The 23035-nt window shown below is 65.5% G+C and carries 23 protein-coding genes; 12 read left to right on the forward strand and 11 right to left on the reverse strand.

Translation table 11 applies throughout. The features are described from left to right. Positions 1 to 7: 7 nt before the first annotated feature. From C6Y53_RS10635 to C6Y53_RS10665, 7 genes are all read right to left on the reverse strand, one after another. Positions 8 to 742 (reverse strand): SDR family oxidoreductase, encoded by a 735-nt coding sequence (locus C6Y53_RS10635; RefSeq protein WP_106472416.1) that lies wholly within the window; start codon positions 740 to 742, stop codon positions 8 to 10. Then, positions 739 to 2268, reverse strand: coding sequence for an ATP-dependent DNA helicase (locus C6Y53_RS10640; RefSeq protein WP_106472417.1), 1530 nt, complete (start codon positions 2266 to 2268; stop codon positions 739 to 741). Before C6Y53_RS10640 ends, C6Y53_RS10635 begins: the two co-directional genes overlap by 4 nt. A gap of 60 nt (positions 2269 to 2328) precedes the next feature. Further along, positions 2329 to 2967, reverse strand: coding sequence for an acyl-homoserine-lactone synthase (locus tag C6Y53_RS10645; protein ID WP_106472418.1), 639 nt, complete (start codon positions 2965 to 2967; stop codon positions 2329 to 2331). A gap of 118 nt (positions 2968 to 3085) precedes the next feature. After that, the gene (locus C6Y53_RS10650) at positions 3086 to 3805 is read right to left on the reverse strand and encodes a helix-turn-helix transcriptional regulator (protein ID WP_106472419.1); all 720 of its coding nucleotides are present in this window, start codon (positions 3803 to 3805) and stop codon (positions 3086 to 3088) included. Further along, entirely contained in the window at positions 3744 to 3959 is a 216-nt protein-coding gene (locus C6Y53_RS10655) for a hypothetical protein (RefSeq protein ID WP_106472420.1), read from the reverse strand. Before C6Y53_RS10655 ends, C6Y53_RS10650 begins: the two co-directional genes overlap by 62 nt. A gap of 215 nt (positions 3960 to 4174) precedes the next feature. Then, positions 4175 to 5461 carry a crotonyl-CoA carboxylase/reductase gene (gene ccrA, locus C6Y53_RS10660; protein ID WP_106474046.1) on the reverse strand — a complete coding sequence of 429 codons (1287 nt, stop codon included), beginning with the start codon at positions 5459 to 5461 and terminating at the stop codon, positions 4175 to 4177. A 108-nt stretch (positions 5462 to 5569) separates the two neighbouring features. After that, positions 5570 to 7000, reverse strand: coding sequence for a 1-acyl-sn-glycerol-3-phosphate acyltransferase (locus C6Y53_RS10665; RefSeq protein ID WP_106472421.1), 1431 nt, complete (start codon positions 6998 to 7000; stop codon positions 5570 to 5572). 145 nt (positions 7001 to 7145) lie between these two features. Between C6Y53_RS10665 and C6Y53_RS10670 the strand changes: the two genes are divergently transcribed. From C6Y53_RS10670 to deoD, 3 genes are read left to right on the forward strand one after another with little or no spacing between them, the layout of a single operon-like run. Next, the gene (locus tag C6Y53_RS10670) at positions 7146 to 9146 is read left to right on the forward strand and encodes a protein meaA (RefSeq protein WP_106472422.1); all 2001 of its coding nucleotides are present in this window, start codon (positions 7146 to 7148) and stop codon (positions 9144 to 9146) included. Next, positions 9133 to 9588, forward strand: a complete 456-nt coding sequence (locus C6Y53_RS10675) for an H-NS histone family protein (RefSeq protein ID WP_244614804.1) — start codon at positions 9133 to 9135, stop codon at positions 9586 to 9588. The genes C6Y53_RS10670 and C6Y53_RS10675 overlap by 14 nt, the downstream gene beginning before the upstream one ends. An 11-nt stretch (positions 9589 to 9599) precedes the next feature. Next, positions 9600 to 10310, forward strand: coding sequence for a purine-nucleoside phosphorylase (gene deoD, locus C6Y53_RS10680; protein WP_106472424.1), 711 nt, complete (start codon positions 9600 to 9602; stop codon positions 10308 to 10310). Positions 10311 to 10413: 103 nt separating this feature from the next. On the opposite strand, the gene C6Y53_RS10685 is transcribed toward deoD, so the two are convergent. The 3 genes from C6Y53_RS10685 to C6Y53_RS10695 form a co-directional block, all read right to left on the reverse strand. After that, positions 10414 to 11280: an urea carboxylase-associated family protein gene (locus tag C6Y53_RS10685; protein ID WP_106472425.1), complete on the reverse strand. Its 867-nt coding sequence runs from the start codon at positions 11278 to 11280 to the stop codon at positions 10414 to 10416. An 85-nt stretch (positions 11281 to 11365) separates the two neighbouring features. After that, complete coding sequence (locus C6Y53_RS10690) at positions 11366 to 14062, reverse strand: [protein-PII] uridylyltransferase (RefSeq protein WP_244614805.1); 2697 nt, start codon at positions 14060 to 14062, stop codon at positions 11366 to 11368. A gap of 97 nt (positions 14063 to 14159) precedes the next feature. Further along, positions 14160 to 15338: a penicillin-binding protein activator gene (locus C6Y53_RS10695; protein WP_106472427.1), complete on the reverse strand. Its 1179-nt coding sequence runs from the start codon at positions 15336 to 15338 to the stop codon at positions 14160 to 14162. 85 nt (positions 15339 to 15423) lie between these two features. Between C6Y53_RS10695 and rsmI the strand changes: the two genes are divergently transcribed. From rsmI to gshB, 3 genes are all read left to right on the forward strand, one after another. Continuing rightward, positions 15424 to 16281, forward strand: coding sequence for a 16S rRNA (cytidine(1402)-2'-O)-methyltransferase (gene rsmI, locus C6Y53_RS10700; protein WP_106472428.1), 858 nt, complete (start codon positions 15424 to 15426; stop codon positions 16279 to 16281). Between the two features lie 4 nt (positions 16282 to 16285). Continuing rightward, positions 16286 to 16666 (forward strand): YraN family protein, encoded by a 381-nt coding sequence (locus C6Y53_RS10705; protein ID WP_106472429.1) that lies wholly within the window; start codon positions 16286 to 16288, stop codon positions 16664 to 16666. A gap of 62 nt (positions 16667 to 16728) precedes the next feature. Then, positions 16729 to 17664 (forward strand): glutathione synthase, encoded by a 936-nt coding sequence (gene gshB, locus C6Y53_RS10710; protein WP_106472430.1) that lies wholly within the window; start codon positions 16729 to 16731, stop codon positions 17662 to 17664. A 4-nt stretch (positions 17665 to 17668) separates the two neighbouring features. On the opposite strand, the gene C6Y53_RS10715 is transcribed toward gshB, so the two are convergent. Next, complete coding sequence (locus C6Y53_RS10715; protein ID WP_106472431.1) at positions 17669 to 19180, reverse strand: YifB family Mg chelatase-like AAA ATPase; 1512 nt, start codon at positions 19178 to 19180, stop codon at positions 17669 to 17671. A 155-nt stretch (positions 19181 to 19335) separates the two neighbouring features. Here C6Y53_RS10715 and secE point away from each other — a divergent pair, with 155 nt between their 5' ends. The 6 genes from secE to rplL all read left to right on the forward strand — a co-directional run bounded on the left by secE (position 19336) and on the right by rplL (position 22805). Continuing rightward, positions 19336 to 19533 carry a preprotein translocase subunit SecE gene (secE, locus tag C6Y53_RS10720; protein WP_106472432.1) on the forward strand — a complete coding sequence of 66 codons (198 nt, stop codon included), beginning with the start codon at positions 19336 to 19338 and terminating at the stop codon, positions 19531 to 19533. A 228-nt stretch (positions 19534 to 19761) separates the two neighbouring features. Next, positions 19762 to 20295 (forward strand): transcription termination/antitermination protein NusG, encoded by a 534-nt coding sequence (gene nusG / locus C6Y53_RS10725; protein ID WP_106472433.1) that lies wholly within the window; start codon positions 19762 to 19764, stop codon positions 20293 to 20295. Between the two features lie 109 nt (positions 20296 to 20404). Then, positions 20405 to 20830, forward strand: coding sequence for a 50S ribosomal protein L11 (rplK, locus tag C6Y53_RS10730; protein WP_106472434.1), 426 nt, complete (start codon positions 20405 to 20407; stop codon positions 20828 to 20830). A 1-nt stretch (position 20831) separates the two neighbouring features. Next, on the forward strand, positions 20832 to 21530 hold the full coding sequence (rplA, locus tag C6Y53_RS10735; protein WP_106472435.1) for a 50S ribosomal protein L1: 699 nt from the start codon (positions 20832 to 20834) through the stop codon (positions 21528 to 21530). A gap of 300 nt (positions 21531 to 21830) precedes the next feature. Further along, the gene (gene rplJ / locus C6Y53_RS10740) at positions 21831 to 22349 is read left to right on the forward strand and encodes a 50S ribosomal protein L10 (RefSeq protein ID WP_106472436.1); all 519 of its coding nucleotides are present in this window, start codon (positions 21831 to 21833) and stop codon (positions 22347 to 22349) included. Between the two features lie 78 nt (positions 22350 to 22427). Further along, positions 22428 to 22805: a 50S ribosomal protein L7/L12 gene (gene rplL / locus C6Y53_RS10745; RefSeq protein ID WP_106472437.1), complete on the forward strand. Its 378-nt coding sequence runs from the start codon at positions 22428 to 22430 to the stop codon at positions 22803 to 22805. The last annotated feature ends 230 nt before the right edge of the window (positions 22806 to 23035 follow it).

The raw sequence follows: 23035 nt of genomic DNA on the forward strand, positions 1-23035 counted from the left end.
ACCGGGCTCAGCCACGCCCGATATAGGGCATCTTGGTGGCCATCACGGTCATGAACTGCACATTTGCCTCGGGCGGCAGCGCGGCCATGTGCAGGATCGAGCGCGCCGCGTCGTCAACGCTCATCACCTGCTGCGGCTCGGCCTGCGGATCGTCGGCCAGCAGCTTGTCGTTCAGCGCCGCCACCATCGGCGTTTCCGCATTGCCGATGTCGATCTGTCCGCAGGCGATATCAAACGGTCGCCCGTCCAGCGACAGCGACCGCGTCAGCCCCGTGATCGCATGTTTGGTCGTGGTGTAGGGCACCGACCCCGGCCGCGGCACATGGGCCGAGATCGAGCCGTTGTTGATGATCCGCCCGCCCTGCGGCGCCTGCCGCCGCATCGCTGCGAACGCCGCCCGCGCGCACAGGAACATGCCGGTGAGGTTCACCGCCACCACCCGGTGCCAATCGTCGAGCGCGATTTCGTCGATCGGCGCCGAAGGGGTAAAGATCCCCGCATTGTTGAACAGGACGTCCAGCCGCCCGGCCCGGTCGATGAAGGTGGCAAAGGTGGCCTCGATCGCCTGCGGGTCGGTGACATCGGCCTCCAGCGGCACCGCGTTGGGGCGCCCGCCGGCCATCTCCTCGAGCAGCGCACCGCGACGGGCCAGCAGCCCGACGGTCCAACCCTCATCGAGAAACAGCTCGGCGGTGGTGCGGCCGATGCCGGAGCTGGCACCGGTGATCAGGATCGTTTTCATGGCTCGGTCGTCTCCAATTTGAAGGTTGCGGGCGCTGTTATGCGCAGATCGTCGATGTTCAGGGCCTCGGTGGGTTTCGCCAGCCGGTTGCGCACCACCCAGATCAGCCGGTCCTGGGCGCGGGTGATCGCGACATAGGCCAGCCGTTTCCACAGGGGCTGCCCCGCCTCGCTGCGGCCCATGCGGGCGGCGACATAGAGATCCGGCGCGAAAACCTGCACCGTGTCCCATTGCGACCCCTGCGCCTTGTGAATGGTGACCGCGGCCCCGTGCAGGAAGGTGGCGCCCATATTCGCGGCAAAGGGGATCAGCGGTTCGTCCTCGTCGGGACGTTCGATCTTGACGATCGACGCCACCGAAACCTGCGGTTCCTCCGCGCCGATCACATGCAGGCGGGAAAACCCGGCGGCGCGTCCGGGGCCGCGATAGATCACCTGGGCCCCCTTGATCAGCCCCCGCGCTTCGAGATCGAGCCGCTTGCGACGATGTTTCACCGGCAGTTCGATGCCGTCGCAGATCAGCGGTTCGCCGGGCAACAGGCCGGTGTCGGGCGCGTCATGGACCCTGCGGAAGGCGTTGATCAGCCGGATGCGCGTCGCGTTGCGCCAGACCAGCACCGGCGAGCGCGCCATAAGGTCGACCTCGACCCGCTGACCCCAGACCACGCGGTCGTCATGGCGGGCCTTGTCCTCGATCATCCGCTCGAAATCGTGAAACTCCAGCGCCGGATCGCCCAGCGCATGGGCGAGATCGAGGATCGGGTTGTCGGCGGTCTGGCGGTGGACGCGGCGCAGTTCCAGCTTGCGCGGGGCGGGCAGGGCATCGAACACCATGCCGCCGGATTGTTGCACCGGCGCGAGCTGCGCGGGATCGCCGAACAGCACCAGCGTCGGAAAGATCTCCTTGAGATCCTCGAACTGGCGGTCGTCGAGCATCGAGGCCTCGTCCACGAACCCGATATCCAGCGGATCGTCGCGCCGTTTCCAGCCGGTGATGAAATCCGAGCCGCGCAGGCCGGCGGCGGCAAGCGCGCCGGGGATCGATTTGTTGGTCGCATAAAAGGCGGCGGCGCGATCCAGCGCGGCATCGGTCAGCCCGTCGATCTCGGGGCGGTCGCCATTGCCGGCCAGCCATTCCGCGATGCGTTCGTATTCCGGGTCATAGACCGGCGTATAGAGGATGCGGTGGATCGTGGTCGCCGGCACCCCGCGCATGCGCAGCACGCTGGCCGCCTTGTTCGTCGGGGCGAGAACCGCCAGCGTCCGCCGTTCCTTTGCGCGGCGGCTTTCATAGTCGCCGGAAACCAGTTCGGCCCCGGCGTCTTGCAGGGCGCGGCAGAGATCGGCCAGAAGCAATGTCTTGCCGGACCCTGCCTTGCCGATCACCGCGACCACGCCGGCGCCGGCCCTGGCCGGCGGGACCAGCCCGCCATCGTCGATATCGATACCGGCGCCGCGCAGGATCTCGGCGATGCCGTCATGGGCGGCGGCCTGGTCTTCGGAATAGGTGATGGGCGAGGCGGTCATGGCGCGACCCTAGCGCCGCACCACCCGCTTGCCCATAGCCGGATGCCCGGAAACTGCGCCTCAGGCGGTCAGCGCCAGTTCCATCTCGCGCGCCGGGCCAAAGGCGTGATCGAACCACATCCGCGACATGTCGGGCGAGATCCCGGCGCGGCTGGCGATGCGGGCCTTGGCCTCATCCGAAAACGCCCACAGGCCGACGCTGATCCGGTCGCGGCCCTCGCCTTCCGAGCCCAGCACCTCGGGGGAGGATCCGATCGCGCGATAGATGCGCACCATGCGGGCGTCAAAGACGCCGACGAAATGGCGGATGCCGAAACCTTCCATGATTTCGCCCCCCGCCAGCATCAGCGCGGCTGCCACGTTGGACCCGGCGTTGCGCGACAGGCAGAACCTGGTGCATTCCCAGATCATCGGGCTGGAAACCGGGTTGCCGCCGGTCAGGTGGCCAAACACGTCGTTCACCATCACCGGGCCGGTGGTGGGCAGAAACCGCATCGACCCGCCATGACCGCCATCGGCGTTTTCCCAGATCACATAGAGCGGGTCGAGCCGGTCGTACCGGTCCCGTTCCTGTCCTTGGTCATCGACAAAGACATCCCACCCGAGCCGGGTGCGGAACTGGTCGGCCCGGTCCTCGAACATGGTGCGGGCGAGTTTCGGAAACTTGTGCAGGTCGCGGCCGTAGATATAGCGCAGCATTTCATGATCCCCTTCGATCCGTAGCTGCAAGACCCTAGGCAGATAGTGGTTAACACCGCGTCAGCGCGGCGCACGAAGGGGTTTCCGGCCGGTTAACGGCCCATTCACGGCCCGGGCGCTAGACCACGATCAGGCCGCGGCTCATGGCGCGGGCAACGGCGTGGGTGGTGTTCAGCGCGCCCAGCTTGAACCGGGCGCTTTCGATATAGACGCGCAGCGTGTGTTCCGAGATCGACAGCGTGTCGGCAACCTGTGCGCGGCTGTATCCCATCGCCAGCAGCGTCATCGCGTCGACTTCGCGCGGGGACAGCGCGCGGGACTGTTCCGGCTGCCGGTTCGGTTCGAATTCGAGCGCCTTCCGGTTGAAGTAATGGGCAATCAGGATCAGGTCGCGGCTGCGCGTCGCGGTGAATCGGGACCAGGTCTGATCGTCGCAATTGTGGCTGCAGGAAAACAGCGCGAACTGGCCGTTGGGGCCCCGGATCGGGATCGAGAATCCCTGGTTCCCGACCCCGTGTTCCTGCGCATCCGCCAGAAAGGTCCTGGCGGCCTTTCCCGACCAGTCGAGCCGTTTCCAGTCCACCGGGTGGAACCGCTGGAAACAGCCCAGAATGACCGGGTCGATGCGCAGATAGTTCTGTGCGGTATAGCGTTCGACCCATTCGTCCGAATAGGTGCCGCACCCGTATTGTTCACCGACGCTGTCGACCCAGTGATAGACCATGTGGTCCACACCGAACGCGCCGCGCAGCGCCTCGATGACATCCTGAAGTTCCTCAAGCGCGCTGGTGGCGTCCAAGACCTCCAGTATCTGATCCAAGCTGATATCCGCCGGCATTGACCCGCGATTGTGCCTCTTCCCTTTGGGACGTGATCTCTGCAGCGGCGATCAGCGTGGTGTCATCCAGCTGCTCGGCCAGCGTCCCGAGACCGTTTGCCGAAGCAAAGGCTTTGAGATCCGCGAGAACGTCCAGTATCCATTCGTTGTTCATCGCCAGAGTCTCCCCTCAGTGGTTAATGAAAGATTAACACAACTATAGCACGAGCCGTTTTGTTAGGAAATTCGCCGCTTTCCACTCCCCAATTATGGCGATAGGCGCGCTTCCAAGCCCCTGAAACCTAATGACCGGCCCCAAAAGCACTGACCCCGGCGGGTCGCCTATGCGATTCGCCGGGGTCAGGATCGGTGCAAAATCTGACGCGGAGGTTAACGGCCGGTGTCGAGCACCTCTTCGATGGTCCGCAGGCCGGTGCGGGGCGACTGCACCAGCACGGCCATGTTGCCGGGCTTGTGTTCGTTCCGCAGCATCTTCATGTGCGCCTGTGGCAGGTCCGCCCAGGAAAACACCTCGGACATGCAGGGGTCGAGCCGGCGTTCGAGCATCAGCTTGTTGGCGGCGCTTGCCTGCTTGAGATGGGCAAAATGGCTGCCCTGGAGGCGCTTCTGGTGCATCCACATGTAACGCACGTCGAGCGTGAGGTTGTAACCGGTGGTGCCCGCGCAGATCACCACCATGCCGCCCTTCTTCACGACGAAGGTCGAAACCGGGAAGGTCGCTTCGCCCGGATGTTCGAACACCATGTCGACATTGACGCCCTTGCCGGTGATGTCCCAGATCGCCTTGCCGAACTTGCGGGCTTCCTTGAACCACTCGGCATATTCCGGCGTGTTCACCTTGGGCAGCTGCCCCCAGCAGCTGAAATCGCGGCGGTTGATGACGCCCTTGGCGCCGAGCCCCATCACGAAATCCCGCTTGCTTTCGTCCGAGATCACGCCGATCGCGTTCGCCCCGGCGGTGTTGATCAACTGGATCGCATAGGACCCCAGCCCGCCCGAAGCGCCCCAGACCAGCACGTTCTGGCCGGGTTTCAGGTCATGCGGTTCGTGGCCGAACAGCATCCGATAGGCCGTGGCCAGCGTCAGCGTGTAGCAGGCGCTTTCTTCCCAGGTCAGGTGCCGGGGGCGCGGCATCAGCTGCTGCGCCTGCACGCGGGTGAACTGCGAAAACGATCCGTCGGGCGTCTCGTAGCCCCAGATGCGCTGGCTGGTTGAATACATCGGGTCGCCGCCGTTGCATTCCTCGTCGTCGCCATCGTCCTGGTTGCAGTGAACGACAACCTCGTCGCCGACCTTCCAGCGCTTGACCTTGTCACCGACCGCCCAGACGATGCCGGCCGCGTCGGACCCGGCGATGTGATAGGGCTGGCCATGACCGTCGAACGGGCTGATCGGCGTGCCGAGCGCCGCCCAGACACCGTTGTAGTTCACGCCGGCGGCCATCACCAGAACCAGCACGTCATGGCTGTCCAGCTTCGGGACATCCACGACCTCCTGCAGCATCGCGGTGTCCGGCTCGCCGTGACGTTCGCGGCGGATCGCCCATGCGTACATCTGTTTCGGCACATAGCCCAGCGGGGGCAGTTCGCCCATCTCATAGAGGTCTTTCTCGGGCGCCTCGTAAGGGGCGATGCCTCCCTCGGTGTCCAGAGCCATGATGGCCTCCTTTCTAAAGGTCTTGCCGCGATGCAGAATCGCGGTCCTGAATTCGGAATAGAAACAGACGCGCAACAATGCAATAGACAGAATGCAAGTTTTGAAACTTTATGACCTTGCGGTTGCAGAAATCTGTTTTGCTTGCGCAGCATTTTTTCCCGCGCCCATATCCGGCCCGGGCGCGGATGGCATCAGGTGCCGGATGGAGTTGGCGTAGAATTCCAGCAGATGGGCCTTGTCCGCGGCCGGTTCGAGCCGGCCGTCGCGTTCGATGATCAGGCCGCGCTCTTGCATCCGTTTCAGGCCCAGTTCGATCGCGGTTTCGATCCGGAACGGGGGCGGCGGAGTGTCGGCGGAACTAAGCCCGGTCAGCAGCGCCGGCATCTCGGCCCTGATCGCATCGCGGGACATGGCGCCCCTTGCCTGCAGCAGCCAGGCCAGCGCCGGCACCGGCGTGATCGGGATGATGCCGGACAGGCGCCGATGCAGTTCGCGGGCCATCGGCACGGTCAGATCGCCCGAACGGTCGCCGGAAAACGCCCGCAGCGACAGCGGCCTGCCGAAATTCACACCGGCATAGCCATGCCGGTGATAGCGGCGCATCACCCAGAGCCCCAGCAGCGACAGCGCGCTGCGCGCGACAATGCCGATCCCGGCGCGAAACCGGCGATTGCCCTCGCGCGCGGCCTGGGTCAGGATCTCGTCCTCGAGCACCCGGTCGTAGTTGAGCGCCACCGGAACGAACACCACATCGCGCCCCTCGGGGTCGAAATCGTCGAGTATGTATTTCAGCAGCCCCAGCTTCAGCGGCATCAGCTTGCCGGTCAGGCTCAATCCGCCCTCGGGAAACATGGCCTGGGTCACGCCGCCTTCGTTGGCCAGCCGCACATAGGCGGCCAGCACCTTGCGATAGAGTTCGCTGCGCGATTTCCGGCGGATGAAATAGGCGCCCATCGACCGGATCAGCCGGCTGAGCGGCCAGACCCGCGCCCATTCGCCCACCGCGTAGGACAGGGCCGACCGGTTCGCGGCCAGGTAGGTCACCAGCACATAATCCATGTTGCTGCGGTGATTGATCACGAACACCACGGTGGCATCGGGGTCGATGGCGCGCAGCGCGTTCTCGTCCAGGTGACCCAGCCGGACGCGATAGAGCGCATTGCCGAGAAAACGCGCCAGCCGGATCGCAAAGCCGAAATACAGCGATGCGGAAAAGGACGGCACGATCTCGCGGGCATAGCGGCGCGCGGATTCGAAGGCGACGTTTTCCGGCACGCCTTCTTCTCTTGCATGGTCGGTGATCGCCTTCATCACCTGCGGGTCATAGATCAGCCGCTGGATGGTGTCGTAGCGCCGCGCAAGCTTGAACGGCTGGATCGGGCGTTCCAACCGTTCATTCACACGCGCGACGGCGCGTTCCAGCCGGCGGCGAAAGAACCATCGCACCGATGGAAACAGGAAATGCGACGCAAAGGTCACCGCCGCGAACAGCAGGATCAGGACCAGCAGCCAGAGCGGCAATTCCACGGTTCGGGTCATGGCCGTACCCTGCCACCAAAGACGGGGCATCACAATCGCAGCGATGCTCCGATGCCGCAATGCAGAGAATTGACAGCCACGGAAAATTGCGATCTAGACGGTCCTGTTGAAATTATGTTGCGCAAGGCGAATCGCGAGGCCCGAGATGACGCAGATGCAGAAAAACAGCCCGAACGGAAACGATGCGCGCCAGGCCGATCGTCCCTGGCTGATCCGCACCTATGCCGGCCATTCCACCGCCCAGGCATCGAACGCGCTCTATCGCGGCAACCTGGAAAAGGGCCAGACCGGGCTGTCGGTCGCGTTCGACCTGCCGACCCAGACCGGGTATGACAGCGACCACGTTCTTGCCCGTGGCGAGGTCGGCAAGGTGGGGGTGCCGATCTGCCATCTCGGCGACATGCGGATGCTGTTCGACCAGATCCCGCTGGAGCGGATGAACACCTCGATGACCATCAACGCCACGGCGCCCTGGCTGCTGGCGCTCTATATCGCGGTGGCCGAGGAACAGGGTGCGGATGTCTCGAAACTGCAGGGCACGGTCCAGAACGACCTGATCAAGGAATACCTGTCGCGTGGGACCTATGTCTGCCCGCCGAAGCCGAGCCTGAAGATGATCGCGGACGTGGCGGAATACTGTTATGTCAACGTGCCGAAATGGAACCCGATGAACGTGTGTTCCTATCACCTACAAGAGGCCGGCGCGACACCGGAACAGGAACTGGCCTTTGCGCTCGCGACCGCGCAGGCGGTGCTCGATGAACTGCGTCCGCGCGTCGATCCGGCGGATTTCCCGGCGCTGGTGGGGCGGATCTCGTTTTTTGTGAACGCGGGCATCCGTTTCGTCACCGAGATGTGCAAGATGCGCGCCTTCGTCGATCTCTGGGACGAAATTTGCGAACAGCGCTATGGCGTTGAAGACGCGAAATTCCGGCGCTTCCGCTACGGGGTCCAGGTGAATTCGCTGGGCCTGACCGAACAGCAGCCGGAAAACAACGTCTATCGCATCCTCATCGAGATGCTGGCGGTGACGCTGTCGAAACGGGCCCGCGCCCGTGCCGTGCAGCTTCCGGCCTGGAACGAGGCGCTGGGCCTGCCGCGCCCGTGGGACCAGCAATGGTCGATGCGGATGCAGCAGATCCTGGCCTATGAAACCGACCTGCTTGAATATGGCGACCTCTTCGACGGCAGCCCGGTCGTCGACGCCAAGGTCGAGGAACTGAAGGAGGGCGCGCGCGCCGAACTGGCCAACCTCGCCTCGATGGGTGGGGCGGTCGCGTCGATCGAATACATGAAATCGCGGCTGGTCGAATCCAATGCCGAACGGCTGAACCGGATCGAGGCGGGTGAAACCGTCGTGGTCGGGGTGAACCGCTGGACGCAGGGCGAACCGTCGCCCCTGCAGACCGAGGATGGCGGCATCATGGTGGTCGACCCGGCGGTGGAACAGGAACAGATCGACCGGTTGAACGAATGGCGCTCGGAACGGGACGAGGCGGCGGTTCAGGCGGCGCTCGCCGCCCTGCGCACGGCGGCCAGAAATGGCGACAACGTGGTGGAGCCGTCGATCGCGGCGGCCAGGGCCGGGGCCACCACCGGCGAATGGGCCGAAGAGATGCGCAAGGTGTTCGGCACCTATCGCGGCCCGACCGGCGTGTCCGGTTCGGTCTCGAACAAGACCGAGGGTCTCGAAGAGCTGCGCGCCTCGGTGGATGCGGTCAGCGACAGTCTGGGCCGGCGGCTGAAATTCCTGGTCGGCAAGCCCGGGCTGGACGGCCATTCCAACGGCGCCGAACAGATCGCGTTCCGCGCCCGCGACTGCGGCATGGACATCGTCTATGAAGGTATTCGCCTGACCCCCGAGGAACTGGTGGCCCGCGCGCTCGAAGACCGGGCGCATGTGGTCGGGCTGTCGATCCTGTCGGGCAGCCATGTGCCGCTGGTCGAGGACTTGATGGCGCGGATGATCGCCGCGGGGTTGTCGGATGTGCCGGTCATCGTCGGCGGAATCATCCCCGACGAGGATGCGAAACGGCTGATTTCGATGGGCGTGGCCAAGGTCTATACGCCAAAGGATTTCGAGTTGAATACAATCATGGCGGATATCGTGCAATTGGCGGACCCCCGCGCAATTGCAGCCGAATAGGCATTATTTCCGCCGGATCACGAAGAGTTTCCAATTCGGGCTGGAATTGCCGGAAATTATCGGTATCGAATTTCCCGACAGGCAGGAGTTCATTTCTGCCATTTTGGGAATTACCGGAGGAAGCATGACAATAGACCTGCAAAAGATGTCGAAGACGGAACCGGAAAAGCTCAAGGGTGACATAGACAAGGCCTTGGTCGCCGCCGAATTGCGCAATCGGAAAGACGCGCTGAAGGCTATAAAACAGACGGCGGCCGAATACGGGTGTGATCTGGACCAGTTGCTCGGCGATGCAAAACCGGCAGGGAAACCCCGGAAACTTCCTCCGAAATATCGCCATCCCGATGATCCGTCGCGCACCTGGACCGGGCGCGGGCGGCGGCCGCAATGGATCGTCGATGCGCTCGACGCCGGGGCGGATCTCGCCGATCTCCTGATCTGAGCGGGCCGGCAATGACCATCCATATCGGTGCCGCGCCGGGCGACATTGCCGAAACGGTCCTGATGCCCGGCGATCCCTATCGCGCGAAATGGGCCGCCGAAACCTTTCTGCAAGATGCGCGGCTGGTCAACGAGGTGCGCGGCATGCTGGGGTTCACGGGCACCTGGAACGGGCACCCGGTGACGATCCAGGGCAGCGGGATGGGGATGCCGTCGCTGTCGATCTACGCCAATGAACTGATCCGCGACTATGGTGCGCGCACCCTGATCCGGATCGGGTCCTGCGGCGGCATGCAGGAACATGTCGCCCTGCGCGACGTGGTGCTGGCAATGACCGCGACAACGGTGAACTCGCCGTCGAGCGGCATATTCCGCGACCTGAACTTTGCGCCCTGCGCCGATTGGGGGCTGCTGCGCGCCGCCGCCGACGCCGCTGGGCGGCGCACGGTGCCGACCCATGTGGGCAACATCTATTCCTCGGACGTGTTCTATGACGAACGCCCCGATCTGAACGAACAGATGGTGCGTCACGGCATTCTCGGGGTCGAAATGGAAGCCGCCGAGCTCTACACGCTGGCCGTGCGTCACAATTGCCGTGCGCTCGCCGTGCTGACGGTGTCCGACCACCTGCTGACCGGCGCGGCACTGCCCAGCGATCAGCGCGAACGCAGCTTTGGCGACATGGTCGAGATCGCGCTGGAAGCCGCCTTTACCGGTGACTGACAACCGGCGACTGAGAACCGACGGCAGCGCGCGCGCCCCGCGCGCGCTGCCCGGCCCAACGCTTTGCGTCGCATCTGCGATGCGGCGGAAAGGGGCGGGAGCCCTACCCGGCGCCGTGACTGCGGTCGTATCCGTTTCGCGGCGGGATCTGCCAGCCGCCGGGTGGCCGTGACGGCGCGAAAATCTCGACCAGCAACGGGAAACACGCGGCGGCATCCGATGAATGTTCCGCCCCGCAATCGCCGCCCGGGCAGGCGCTCAGGCATCCCAGCAGATCGATCTCGGCGAAAAACTCGAGATAATCGCCGGGCCGGACCGGGCTGGCCTTCATGAAATACTGCCCGGTATCGCGGGTGAAACCGGTGCACATGAACACGTTCAGCACGTCATGCACATGAGGTTCCGCCTCGGCTGGTGTGATGCCGAGATGTCCGGCCAGCGCCCGGGTCAGGTTGGAATGGCAGCAATGGTGGTATTGCGTGCCCGCCAGCAGGTTGCCGGAATAGGGATCGCAGCGGGTGCCGATCACGTCATGCACTGCGCCGCCAAAGGCGTCGATGCCATACCAGCCCAGCGTGTCGCGCAGGATCGTGGCCATCGGGCGCAGGTGGGGAAAGCCGCTCCACAGCCGGTCGCCCTCGGAAACATGGCTGCCATGCAGCGCCCGCGTCTTGCCGGAATAGAACCGCTCGATCAGGTCATGCGGGTTCCACAGGTTCAGGTCGCCGACCTGAGGGCCGCCGGTGCAGGTGATGCGGAACACATGCCCCGCCGGCACTTCGAAACACCCGGCCTCACGCGGAGGTATCAGGATTTCGCCGCTCTTCTGCGCCCGTTCCGCGGCCGCGCGATAGCCGGCCAGGTCCGGGCGGGGCAGGTTCCCGGACGGGTAGCAGATCACCGGCGGAACCGCCCGACGCTGCGCCGCGTCGTCGGGAATTGCGGGGGCGTCTGGCTGACGGTCGGTCATGGGCGGGTTCTCCTGTTGTCCGGATGCAGGGGCACCCGGGCTGGCCTGCCGCGCCGCCATTGCCGCTCGTGGCGTGGCGGGGGCGCTATTCTTTCGCCCGCTTGTCGCCTTCGGCAATCGCGGCGCGCAGTTTCCGTTCCAGCGCCTGGCGCCGCGACGGCAGGTGGTATTTCATCCCGGCCATGTCCTTGACATAGAAACTGTCGACCGCCTGCGCCCCGTAGGTGGCGATCACCGCGCGCACGATATTGACCCGCTCGGCCGTGAGCGTCCGCGCGAGATCGTGCAGCAGGCCGGGCCGGTCGCGGGTATCCACCTCGATGATCGTGTGGCGTTCCGATCCGTCGTTGTCAAAGGTGATATGGGTGGGCACCCGGAACGCCTTTTCGCGTTTCTTGACCCTGTCACGGGATTTCAGGACATCGCGGGCGGGCTCCTCGCCCTGGAGGATCTTGCGGATCATCGTTTTCAGCCGGGGCAGGCGGCTGGCCTCGAAGGGATGGCCGTTGCCGTCCTGCAACCAGAACACATCCGTCACGCAGCCGTCGCGGGTGGTATAGGACCGCGCATCGACCACGTTGGCGCCGACCGCCGCCAGCGCCCCGGCAAGACGGGCAAAGATGCCGGGATGATCGTCCATGACGAAACAGGCGCGGGTGGCGTCGCGATCCTCGTCCGGGTGCAGCCGCACCTGTATCGCCGACGGGTCGTCCAGTTCCGTGTGTTCGCGCAGCATCTCGGCAAATTCTTTCTGCGCGTCCAGCGGCAGCCCCTGCCAATAGGGCGAATAGTGACGGCCGATCTCGCGCTTGAGGTCGGCCTTGGACCAGTCCTCCAGCGCCTTGCGCAGGGCCTTCTTGGCCTCGGCATCGCGGTTTTCGCGGTTGATCGCCTCCAGCCCGCTTTCCAGTGCCGTCCGGGTCTGGGAATACAGCCCGCGCAGCAGCGTGGCCTTCCAGTTGTTCCAGGTATCCGGACCCACGCCGCGAATGTCGCACACGGTGAGAACGGTGAGCAGGTCGAGCCGCTTGACCACGCGCACCGCCTTGGCAAAATCGCGCACGGTCCGCAGGTCCGAGATATCGCGCTTCTGCGCCATGTCCGACATCAGCAGGTGATAGCGCACCAGCCATTCCACCGTTTCGCAATCGGCCTTGCCGAGGCCCAGCCGCGGGGCCACCTTGCGGGCGATCTGCGCGCCCAGGATCGAATGATCCTCGGGCCGGCCCTTGCCGATGTCATGCAGCAGCAGCGCGATATACAGCACCTTGCGGTTGACGCCCTCCTCCAGGATACCCGACGCGATCGGCAGTTCCTCGACCAGTTCGCGTTTCTCGATCTGAGCCAGCGTGGCGATGGTCTGGATCGTGTGTTCGTCCACCGTATAGCTGTGATACATGTTGAACTGCATCATCGCCACGATCGGTTCGAACTCGGGGATGAAGGCGCCGAGCACGCCCAGTTCGTTCATCCGGCGCAGGGCGCGTTCGGGGTTGCCGTGTTTCAGCAGCAGGCCGAGAAAGATACGCCGGGCCTCGGGGTCCGCGCGCATGGTATCGTCGATCAGGTGCAGATTGGAACGCACCAGCCGCATGGCGTCGGGGTGGATCAGCATCCCGGTGCGCAGCCCCTCGTCAAAGACCCGCAGCAGGTTGAGCGGATCGGTGAGGAATGCCGCGTCATCCTTGATCGCGATCCGGTTGTGGATCACCACATAGCCGGGCCTGACCCGGCGGCGGCGGCGAAAGATACGCTCCAGCAGCGGCTCGGCCTTCAGGTGATCGGCTTCCAGCTTGGTCAGGAAGATGCGGGTCAGGTCGCCCACGGCGGTGGCCTGGCGGAAATAGTCCTGCATGAAGATCTCGACCGCCCGGCGCCCGGCGCGATCCTCGTATTTCATCCGCGCGGCCACCTCGACCTGCACGTCGAAGGCCAGTTTCTCGCTGGCCCGTCCCGCGATCAGGTGCAGATGCGACCGCACCGCCCAGAGAAAGTTCTCGGCCTGCGCGAAGCTTTCGTATTCATCGGCGTGGAACACGCCCAGGGGCACGAGTTCGGCGGCGGTCTGCACGCCGTGGATATATTTGGCGATCCAGTAGAGCGATTGCAGGTCGCGCAGCCCGCCCTTGCCCTCTTTCACGTTGGGCTCGACCATGTAGCGTTCGCCCTGCCGCTGGTGGCGGATTTCGCGTTCTTCCAGCTTGGCGGCGATGAACTCGCGCTCCGAGCCCGAAAACAGGTCCTTTTGCAGGGTCGCGGCCAGTTCCTCGGCCAGCGGCGCGTCACCGGTCACGAACCGTTGTTCCAGCATCGCGGTGCGAATAGTGAAATCGTCGCGGCCCAGCCGGACGCAGTCATTGATGGTGCGGGTCGAATAGCCGACCTTGAGCCGCAGCCCCCAAAGGATGTGCAGGACGGATTCGATCACGCTCTCGGCCCAGGGCGTGATCTTGTAGGGGGTGAGGAACATCAGGTCCACGTCCGAGAACGGGGCCATTTCGCCACGGCCATACCCGCCGACGGCCAGTACCGCGATCCGTTCGCTGGTGGTCGGGTTCGGGGCCTTGTGCATTTCGTTCGTGGCCATGTGCACCGCGGTGATGACGAGGCAGTCGGTCAGCCATGTCTGGGCACGGGTCAGGGCGCGCGCATCGAACGGCGCCTCGGCAAAGGCGCTCGCGATGGCGGCGCGGCCGGCATTATTGGCGTCTCGCAGGGCGCGGATCGTCGCGTCGCGCAGATCCGCGGCCGATGCGGCGTCGTCGCTGTCGATGCGTGCCATCACGGCCCCGGCATCGAAGATCGTGTCAGGTGCGCAGATCAGGGGGGCCGGCACCGACGGCAGCGTCAGGACCGCGGCCCCCCCGGCTGGCGCCGGATCAGAAACCGGCACCGGAGAAGCTGGCGGGTGCCGGATCGATCACCACCACCTGCTGATTGCGGATCGTGGCCACCGCCATGCCGCGCTGGTTGGTTCCGTCCCGGCGCAGCCTGAAGATGCCGTTGACACCCTGGAACCCGGCACCCTGGGTCAGCGCCGCGCCGGTCAGCGCGTTGGCCTTGCCCGCCTTGACCAATGCGCCGATGGCGGCGATGCCGTCATAGCCCAGCCCGGCAATCGGGTGCGGCGCGGCGCCGTAGACGCTCGAGTAACGGGCCTGGAACCGCTGCGTCATCCCAGGATCGGGCAACGCGAACCAGCCGCCCTGCACGCCGGGCAGGGCCAGCGTCTGGGACGGGATGTCCCACCGGGTCAGCCCGATATACTGCGTGATCGCCGGTGACACGCCCGCCTCGGGCAGCATCTGGGCGAACAGGGGCAGCGCCCCGGCGGTTGTCGAGGTCAGGAACACCGCGTCGGCGCCGCTGGTCGAAGCCGCGTCGCGCACGCGCGGCACCGCGGCGATCACCGCCTGTTGCGACAGGTCATATGGCACGGTGCCCACGATCTTGGCGCCGGTGCCGCCGACGCCGCGCCGGATCGCTTCCAGCCCGGCCAGCCCGGCCACGTCGGTTCCATGCACCACCAGCAGGTTCCGTTTGCCGTTGCGGGCGGCAAACGAGGTCAGGCGCTGGGCGGTGTTCTCGAACGTGTTGCCCAGCACGAAGACATTGCCGCCGGCAATCGTCGGGTTGTTGGAGAAGGCGAGCACATTGATGTTGCGCCCCTTCACCGCCAGCCCGGCGGCGTTGGCGGCCTGGCCATAGACCGGCCCGAGGATGATCTGCGCCCCGTCATTTGCCGCCTGCGTGGCGGCCGATGCCGCCGTCGCGGCATTGCCTGCCGTGTCATAGACGCGCAGGTCGATCTGCACGCCCTGAAGATCGGCGATCGCCATGCGCGCCGCGTTTTCCAGGTTCGACGCGATGGCGGAATCGCCGGCCTGGGCCGAGCCGCGCGGCACCAGCAGCGCCACCGGCACCGGTTTGGACGTGTCGATGCGTGGCCCGCCGCCGCCGCCGCCGATGCCCACGTCGCAGGCGCTCAGGAAAGCGGCGGATGCCAGCGCCGCCACGGCGAGCACCACCTTGCGGCGGGATTTGAAAACGGCAAACATGATCGCGAAACTCCCTGTCTCCGGCGGCGGCGCGCCGCGCTTTGTTGCCTTGGGATAATAAACGTCAGTTGAGGCGGGTCCAGCGTTGAATCACCAGATCGTTCCCCTTGCGCCGGGTCTCTATTTCGTCGCGACCCCGATCGGAACCGCGCGGGACATCACCCTGCGCGCGCTCGATGTGCTGGCCTCGGCGGATGTGATCGCGGCCGAAGACACCCGCAGCCTGCGGCGATTGATGGAGATCCACGGCGTGCCGCTGGGCGGGCGCAGGCTGCTGTCCTACCATGACCACTCGGGTGGCGGCGCGCGGGCCCGGTTGCTCGCCGCGCTCGCCGCGGGGCAGTCGGTTGCCTATGCGTCCGAAGCGGGAATGCCGCTGATCGCCGACCCCGGCTATGATCTGGGGCGCGCGGCGGCCGAGGCCGGGTTCATGGTGACCGCCGCGCCGGGGCCATCGGCGGCGCTGACGGCGCTGGTGCTGGCTGGGTTGCCGACCGACGCGTTTTTCTTTGCCGGGTTCCTGCCGTCGCAGGCAGCGGCGCGGCGCGCGCGGGCCGAGGAACTGCGCGAGGTGCCCGGCACGCTTGTCTTCTACGAATCGCCGAAACGGATTGCCGCCTGTCTCGCGGACCTGGGCGCCGTGCTGGGCGGCGATCGCGAGGCGGTGATGTGCCGGGAACTGACCAAGAAATTCGAAGAGGTCCGGCGCGGGACGCTGGCCAGCCTTGCCGGGGACCTGTCCGGTGCCGCGCCCAAGGGCGAAATCGTGCTGCTGGTCGATCGCGCGCGTTCAGAAACCGTTAGTGAAACGGACATAGAATCCGATCTGTTGGCGGCGCTGGAAACGCAATCGGTGCGCGACGCGGCGGAAATCGTCGCCCGCGCGCATGGTCAGCCCCGGCGCCGGATCTACCAGATGGCGCTGAAGTTGGCGAAGGACTGACCGGATGGACAAGGTGGCGCGGGGGCGCATGGCCCATCACGCGGGCGACGCGGCCGAACGGCGTATCGCGCTCGATTATGAACGCCGCGGGTTCACCGTCGCGCAACGGCGCTGGCGCGGCGGGGGCGGCGAGATCGACCTCGTCCTTCGAAATTCCGGCCGCAATCCCGGCGGGCTGGTCTTTGTCGAGGTCAAGCACAGCCGCAGTATCGCGCGGGCGGCAGAAAGCCTCCGGCCCGCCCAGATGCGCCGCATCCGCGCCGCGGCAGAGCTGTTTCTGGCCGGCGAACCGGCCGGGCAGCTCACCGACATGCGCATCGACGTGGCGCTGGTCGACGGCACCGGGGCCTACGAGATCATCGAAAACGCGTTCGGACAGGGTTGATCGTCATTGAACCCGTGCGGCCTCTGCGCCATGTATGCTGACGCATCAACGGGGGACGCTGCATGAAGATCGCCTTTCAGATGGACCCGATCAGCGGGGTGGACGTCAACGCCGACAGTTCGTTCCGGCTGGCCGAAGAGGCCCAGGCGCGTGGCCATGACCTGTTCTTCTACGGCCCTGACCACCTGGCCTATGACGAAGGCCGGATCACCGCGCGCGGCCAGGACATGACGGTGCAGCGGGTGGCGGGCGAACCGGCGGTGCTGGGTCCGCTGCGCCAGGTCGACCTGGCCGATTTCGACGTGGTCTGGCTGCGCCAGGACCCGCCGTTCGACATGCATTACATCACCTCGACCCACCTGCTGGACCGGCTGCGCGGCGACACGCTGGTCGTCAACGATCCGTTCTGGGTGCGCAACTACCCCGAGAAGCTGCTGGTTCTCGATTTTCCGCACCTGACGCCGCCGACCACCGTGGCCCGCGATCTGGAAACCATCCGCGCCTTCAAGGCGCGCCACGGCGATATCATCCTGAAGCCGCTTTATGGCAATGGCGGGGCGGGGGTGTTCCGACTGGACGCGAATGACCGCAACCTGACATCGCTGCATGAACTGTTCACGGGGTTTTCGCGCGAACCCCTGATCGTGCAGAAATTCCTGCCCGCGGTGGCGCAGGGCGACAAGCGGGTGATCCTCGTCGATGGCGAACCGGCGGGCGCGATCAACCGGGTTCCGGCCGAGGGGGAAACCCGGTCGAACATGCATGTGGGCGGGCGCCCCGAAAAGACCGGATTGTCGGACCGTGACCTGGAGATCTGCGCCGCCATCGGGCCGCTGCTGCGCGAAAAGGGGCAGGTGTTCGTCGGTATCGACGTGATCGGCGACTGGCTGACCGAGATCAACGTGACCTCGCCCACCGGCATCCAGGAACTCGAGCGGTTCGACGGCAGCAACGTGGCCGGGATGATCTGGGACGCGATCGAGGCGCGGCTGGCCTGACCGGTCAGGCCGACGACGAGGTCAGGCGGAAACTCAGCGCCTCGGCCACATGCGGGCGGCGCACCGTGTCGGACCCGGCCAGGTCGGCAATGGTCCGGGCCACGCGCAGCACCCGGTGAAACCCGCGCGCCGACAGGCCCAGCTTTTCGGCCACGCGCGACAGCAAGTCCCGGCCCTCGGCATCGGGGGTGGCCACCTGTTCGAGGACCGTGCCATGGGCGTCGGCATTCTGCCGCAGCTCCATCGCGTCACCGTAACGGGCCGTCTGGATCGCGCGCGCCCCGGCCACCCGCGCCGCGACCGTTTCCGACGATTCGCCGTCGGCCGGCAGGTCGAGATCGGCATACCCCACCGGCGGCACTTCGATCCGCAGGTCGAACCTGTCCATCAGCGGGCCGGAAATCCGGCCGAGATAATCGTCGCCGCAGCCGGGCACGCGGGCGCAGGCGCGGGCGGGGTCGCTGAGATAGCCGCATTTGCATGGGTTGGCCGCGGCGACCAGCATGAACTTGCAGGGATATTTCACATGGGCGTTGGCACGGGCCACCATCACCTCGCCGGTTTCGATCGGCTGGCGCAGGGTTTCCAGCACGTTGCGCGGAAACTCGGGAAATTCGTCCATGAACAGCACGCCGTTATGGGCCAGGCTGATCTCGCCGGGCATGGCGCGCCGTCCGCCGCCGACGATGGCGGCCATGGACGCGGTATGATGCGGTTCGCGGAATGGGCGCGCGCGGCTGATCCCGCCATCGTCGAGCAACCCGCAAAGTGACTGGATCATCGAGGTTTCCAGCGCCTCGGCGGGCGTCATCGGCGGCAGGATGCCCGGCATCCGCGCCGCGAGCATGGATTTGCCCGAGCCGGGCGTGCCCACCATTATCAGGTGGTGCCGCCCGGCCGCGGCGATCTCCAGCGCGCGCTTGGCGCGTTCCTGTCCTTTCACGTCGCGCAGGTCGCGCGGGGCGGGACCGGCCCGGACCTCACCGGGTTGCGACGGGGTGATCGGCACCTGCCCGGTGAAATGCCGCATCACGTCATGCAGGCTCTCCGCGGCCAGGACCTGTGTCGCGCCCACCCAGGCCGCCTCGGCGCCCGAGGCGCGCGGGCAGAGCAGCACCCGGTCCTCGTCGGCGGCGGCCATCGCCGCGGGCAGGGCACCCGCCACCGGCACCAGCGCGCCGTCCAGGGACAATTCGCCCAGCGCCACGGTGGCCTCGGCATCCTCGGCCGGCACGACCTGAAGCGCCGCCAGCAGGGCCAGCGCGATCGGCAGGTCGAAATGGCTGCCCTCCTTGGGCAGGTCGGCGGGTGACAGGTTGATGGTGATCCGTTTCGACGGCAGCGCGATGGCCAGCGCGGCCAGCGCGCTGCGCACGCGGTCGCGGGCTTCCGACACCGCCTTGTCGGGCAGGCCGACCACGGAAAAAGCGGGCAGGCCGGGGGTGACCGCGCATTGCACCTCGACCAGCCGGGCCTCGACCCCCTGAAACGCAACGGTATAGGCCCGCGCCAGCATGTCTCGCCCCCTCTGCCCGGCCTTCAATGGGTAGCGCCGGCATGGTTAGCAAATGGTTAAGACCGGACCCGCCGCGCACCGGGTGCCAGAGCGGCCTTGAATTAGCCGGCGCAGCCCTATATGTGGCTGTTCGTTCCGACGAAGCGAGTTCACAGATGGCAACCGTCAACCCGATCCAGTTCATTCAGCAGGTCCGCGCCGAGATCGCCAAGGTCGTCTGGCCGACCCGCCGCGAGGTCATGCTGACCACGGTGATGGTGTTCATCATGGCCGCGCTGACGGCGGTGTTCTTTGCGCTGGTCGATCTGCTGATCCGCTCCGGCCTGCAGGGCGTGCTGAACCTGTTCGGCTGACCCGGCGGCGCAATCCGCACCGCGCCAATCGTTCACATTCCCGCGTCTGCCCCTTGCACATTTCACCATGTGGGAGTAGGTCACCCGCTGACTCGGTGAATGGGCGCGCGGCGATTCGTGTTGCGCGCCGATTTTTGTTGCGGGGCGTGGCGGTTCAACCGCTTGCAAAAAGACGGAATTCCGGCATCCGCCGATCGGTGGCGCCGGCGAAGAAGGGTGACGAGCTTCATGGCGAAACGATGGTACTCGGTAAGCGTTCTCTCGAATTTCGAGAAGAAGATCGCCGAGCAGATCAGGGTGTCGGTCGCCGAGCAGGGGCTCGAGGATGAAATCGACGAGGTCCTGGTGCCCACCGAAGAGGTGATCGAGGTGCGCCGGGGCAAGAAGGTGACCGCCGAGCGCCGGTTTATGCCGGGCTATGTGTTGGTGCATATGGAAATGTCCGACCGCGGGTATCACCTGGTCAACTCGATCAACCGGGTCACCGGATTCCTGGGGCCGCAGGGCCGCCCGATGCCGATGCGGGACGCCGAGGTGAACCAGATCCTGAACCGCGTTCAGGAAGGCGAGGAAGCGCCGCGCACACTGATCCATTTCGAGGTCGGCGAGAAGGTCAAGGTCAATGACGGGCCGTTCGAGGATTTCGACGGCATGGTCGAGGAAGTGGACGACGACAACCAGCGCCTGAAGGTGACGGTGTCGATCTTTGGCCGGGAAACCCCGGTCGAACTGGAATACACGCAGGTGACGAAACAGTCGTGACCGCGATGTGAGACGTGGGAGGCGAGGGCGCCGCGGCGCCCGGACCGGACCACGGCAACGCAAAGCAGGACGGGCGCGCCCGGCCCTGTGTTGAAGAAGGAGAAGGCCAATGGCCAAGAAACTCGCCGGGACCATGAAGCTTCAGGTCCCCGCCGGTCAAGCGAACCCTTCCCCGCCGGTCGGTCCGGCGCTGGGTCAGCGCGGCATCAACATCATGGAATTCTGCAAGGCATTCAACGCCAAGACCGCGGATCTCGAACCGGGCGCGCCGTGCCCGACCGTGATCACCTACTATCAGGACAAGTCCTTTACCATGGACATCAAGACGCCCCCGGCGTCCTATTTCCTGAAAAAGGCGGCCAAGCTGAAATCCGGCGCCAAGATCCCCGGTCGCGAAACCGTGGGCACGGTGAGCGTCGCTCAGGTCAAGGAAATCGCGGAAGCGAAGATGAAAGACCTGAACGCCAATGATATCGACGCCGCGATGCAGATCATTCTGGGCAGCGCGCGCTCCATGGGCATCGAGGTGAAGTAAGATGGCGAAACTTGGAAAACGTGTCCGCGCCGCCCGCGAAGCCTTTGCCGGCAAGGAAAACCTGAGCGTCGAAGACGCCGTCGCCCTGGTCAAGGGCAACGCAACGGCCAAATTCGATGAAACCGTCGAGATCGCCGTCAATCTCGGTGTCGATCCGCGTCACGCCGACCAGATGGTGCGCGGCGTCGTCGGCCTGCCCAACGGCACCGGCAAGGACGTGCGCGTCGCCGTGTTCGCCCGCGGCCCCAAGGCCGACGAGGCGAAAGAGGCCGGTGCGGATATCGTCGGCGCCGAGGACCTGATGGAAACCATCCAGGGCGGCACGATCGAGTTCGACCGCTGCATCGCGACCCCGGACATGATGCCGATCGTCGGCCGTCTGGGCAAGGTGCTGGGTCCGCGCAACCTGATGCCGAACCCCAAGGTCGGCACCGTGACCATGGACGTGGCTGACGCGGTCAGGAACGCCAAGGGCGGCGAAGTCCAGTTCAAGGTGGAAAAGGCCGGTGTGGTTCACGCGGGTGTCGGCAAGGCGTCGTTCGACGCCGGCAAGCTGGCCGAAAACGTGCGAGCCTTTGTCGGTGCCGTCGCGCGGGCCAAGCCCTCGGGCGCCAAGGGCACCTACATGAAGAAGATCGCGCTGAGCTCGACCATGGGTCCGGGCGTCAGCATCGACGTGGCCAGCGCCACGGGCGAATGACGCGCGATCCGCTGCGCGGATCGTGACGCGGGCGAAACGGCCGGTGCCCTGCACCGGCCCGGCCCGGAAGAGAATTTGAGGTTTCGGCCTCAAATGGCGGGGACGCCCTGGTGCCCCCGTCCTGTCCGAGACGGAGGGTTCGCGGGCTTCGGCCCGGGAATAATTCCTTCCTGAGATGGGAAACGAGACCTTTTCGCCCTTCGGGCGGTTTTGGCTCGGGACCCTGAAATTGGACCCGACCCCCGGAGCGATCCGGGGAAAACGAGAGCCGGGGGGAAACCCCCAGATTGGAGTGAAACTGTGGATAGAGCCCAGAAAGAGAAAGTGGTCGAGGAACTCGGCCAGATCTTCGAAAGCTCTGGCGTCGTGGTGGTTGCCCACTACGTCGGTCTGACAGTTGCCGAGATGCAGGACCTGCGCGCGCGTGCTCGCGATGCGGGCGGGGCCGTGCGTGTTGCCAAGAACAGGCTCGCCAAGATCGCCCTCGAGGGGAAGCCGTGTGAAAGCATGTCTGACCTGCTGACGGGGATGACCGTGCTGACCTATTCCGAGGACCCCGTGGCGGCAGCCAAGGTGGCCGAGGACTTTGCCAAGGAGAACAAGAAGTTCGAGATCCTTGGCGGGGCCATGGGTGAGAATGCACTGGACCGCAAAGGCGTCGAAGCCGTGTCCAAGATGCCGTCGCGCGAGGAGCTCATCGCTTCCATCGTCGGCTGCATCGGCGCACCTGCCTCGAATATCGCCGGCGCGATTGGCGCACCTGCAAGCAACATCGCAAGCATCCTTTCGACCATCGAAGAGAAGGCGGAAGCTGCGTAGGCGGTTGGCACTGAATGACCGGCGTGGGGCCGTTGCCCCGACGTTGGAACACACATCAAAACGGAAAGAGCTGATACAATGGCTGATCTGAAGAAACTGGCAGAAGAGATCGTTGGTCTGACCCTGCTGGAAGCCCAGGAACTGAAAACCATCCTCAAGGACGAATACGGCATCGAGCCCGCCGCCGGCGGCGCAGTGATGATGGCCGGTCCCGCAGGCGACGCCGGTGGCGCAGCCGAAGAGGAAAAGACCGAATTTGACGTCGTGCTGAAGAATGCCGGCGCCTCCAAGATCAACGTGATCAAGGAAGTGCGCGGCATCACCGGCCTGGGCCTGAAAGAGGCCAAGGAACTGGTCGAGGCCGGCGGCAAGATCAAGGAAGGTGTCTCGAAAGAGGAAGCCGAAGAAGTCAAGGGCAAGCTGGAAGCAGCTGGCGCAGAGGTCGAACTCGCGTAGGATGGGGTTCAACCCCATCCTACCCTGACGGTTCACAGGCTGGGCCCGGAGGATTCCGGGCCCAGCCGAACCTGTCTCGGAAAGGGCTTTGCCGCGCGAGCCCTTTCCAAGGCGAGGTTCATCGGATCGGGAGGCCGCCCTTCGGGACGGCGGCCATGAATTGATCCGGACGCGCTGTCTCGTATGGTCAAGGTTGCCGGGGCCCGGCGGCATCCCTGACCGGTGAGAAA

The organism is Pukyongiella litopenaei (assembly GCF_003008555.2).
In the GTDB taxonomy this organism is placed as follows: Bacteria; Pseudomonadota; Alphaproteobacteria; order Rhodobacterales; family Rhodobacteraceae; genus Pukyongiella; species Pukyongiella litopenaei.

What these genes read in the sequence shown, in the direction of transcription:
- C6Y53_RS10655 (WP_106472420.1), bottom strand. Translation starts at nt 3,959, where the DNA reads ATGAACAACGAATGGATACTGGACGTTCTCGCGGATCTCAAAGCCTTT.
- deoD (WP_106472424.1), top strand. Translation starts at nt 9,600, where the DNA reads ATGACCATCCATATCGGTGCCGCGCCGGGCGACATTGCCGAAACGGTC.
- C6Y53_RS10670 (WP_106472422.1), top strand. Translation starts at nt 7,146, where the DNA reads ATGACGCAGATGCAGAAAAACAGCCCGAACGGAAACGATGCGCGCCAG.
- C6Y53_RS10635 (WP_106472416.1), bottom strand. Translation starts at nt 742, where the DNA reads ATGAAAACGATCCTGATCACCGGTGCCAGCTCCGGCATCGGCCGCACC.
- C6Y53_RS10685 (WP_106472425.1), bottom strand. Translation starts at nt 11,280, where the DNA reads ATGACCGACCGTCAGCCAGACGCCCCCGCAATTCCCGACGACGCGGCG.
- rplK (WP_106472434.1), top strand. Translation starts at nt 20,405, where the DNA reads ATGGCCAAGAAACTCGCCGGGACCATGAAGCTTCAGGTCCCCGCCGGT.
- rplL (WP_106472437.1), top strand. Translation starts at nt 22,428, where the DNA reads ATGGCTGATCTGAAGAAACTGGCAGAAGAGATCGTTGGTCTGACCCTG.
- ccrA (WP_106474046.1), bottom strand. Translation starts at nt 5,461, where the DNA reads ATGGCTCTGGACACCGAGGGAGGCATCGCCCCTTACGAGGCGCCCGAG.
- C6Y53_RS10645 (WP_106472418.1), bottom strand. Translation starts at nt 2,967, where the DNA reads ATGCTGCGCTATATCTACGGCCGCGACCTGCACAAGTTTCCGAAACTC.
- C6Y53_RS10665 (WP_106472421.1), bottom strand. Translation starts at nt 7,000, where the DNA reads ATGACCCGAACCGTGGAATTGCCGCTCTGGCTGCTGGTCCTGATCCTG.
- C6Y53_RS10695 (WP_106472427.1), bottom strand. Translation starts at nt 15,338, where the DNA reads ATGTTTGCCGTTTTCAAATCCCGCCGCAAGGTGGTGCTCGCCGTGGCG.
- C6Y53_RS10650 (WP_106472419.1), bottom strand. Translation starts at nt 3,805, where the DNA reads ATGCCGGCGGATATCAGCTTGGATCAGATACTGGAGGTCTTGGACGCC.
- C6Y53_RS10705 (WP_106472429.1), top strand. Translation starts at nt 16,286, where the DNA reads ATGGACAAGGTGGCGCGGGGGCGCATGGCCCATCACGCGGGCGACGCG.
- rplA (WP_106472435.1), top strand. Translation starts at nt 20,832, where the DNA reads ATGGCGAAACTTGGAAAACGTGTCCGCGCCGCCCGCGAAGCCTTTGCC.
- C6Y53_RS10640 (WP_106472417.1), bottom strand. Translation starts at nt 2,268, where the DNA reads ATGACCGCCTCGCCCATCACCTATTCCGAAGACCAGGCCGCCGCCCAT.
- nusG (WP_106472433.1), top strand. Translation starts at nt 19,762, where the DNA reads ATGGCGAAACGATGGTACTCGGTAAGCGTTCTCTCGAATTTCGAGAAG.
- C6Y53_RS10690 (WP_244614805.1), bottom strand. Translation starts at nt 14,062, where the DNA reads ATGGCACGCATCGACAGCGACGACGCCGCATCGGCCGCGGATCTGCGC.
- secE (WP_106472432.1), top strand. Translation starts at nt 19,336, where the DNA reads ATGGCAACCGTCAACCCGATCCAGTTCATTCAGCAGGTCCGCGCCGAG.
- gshB (WP_106472430.1), top strand. Translation starts at nt 16,729, where the DNA reads ATGAAGATCGCCTTTCAGATGGACCCGATCAGCGGGGTGGACGTCAAC.
- C6Y53_RS10715 (WP_106472431.1), bottom strand. Translation starts at nt 19,180, where the DNA reads ATGCTGGCGCGGGCCTATACCGTTGCGTTTCAGGGGGTCGAGGCCCGG.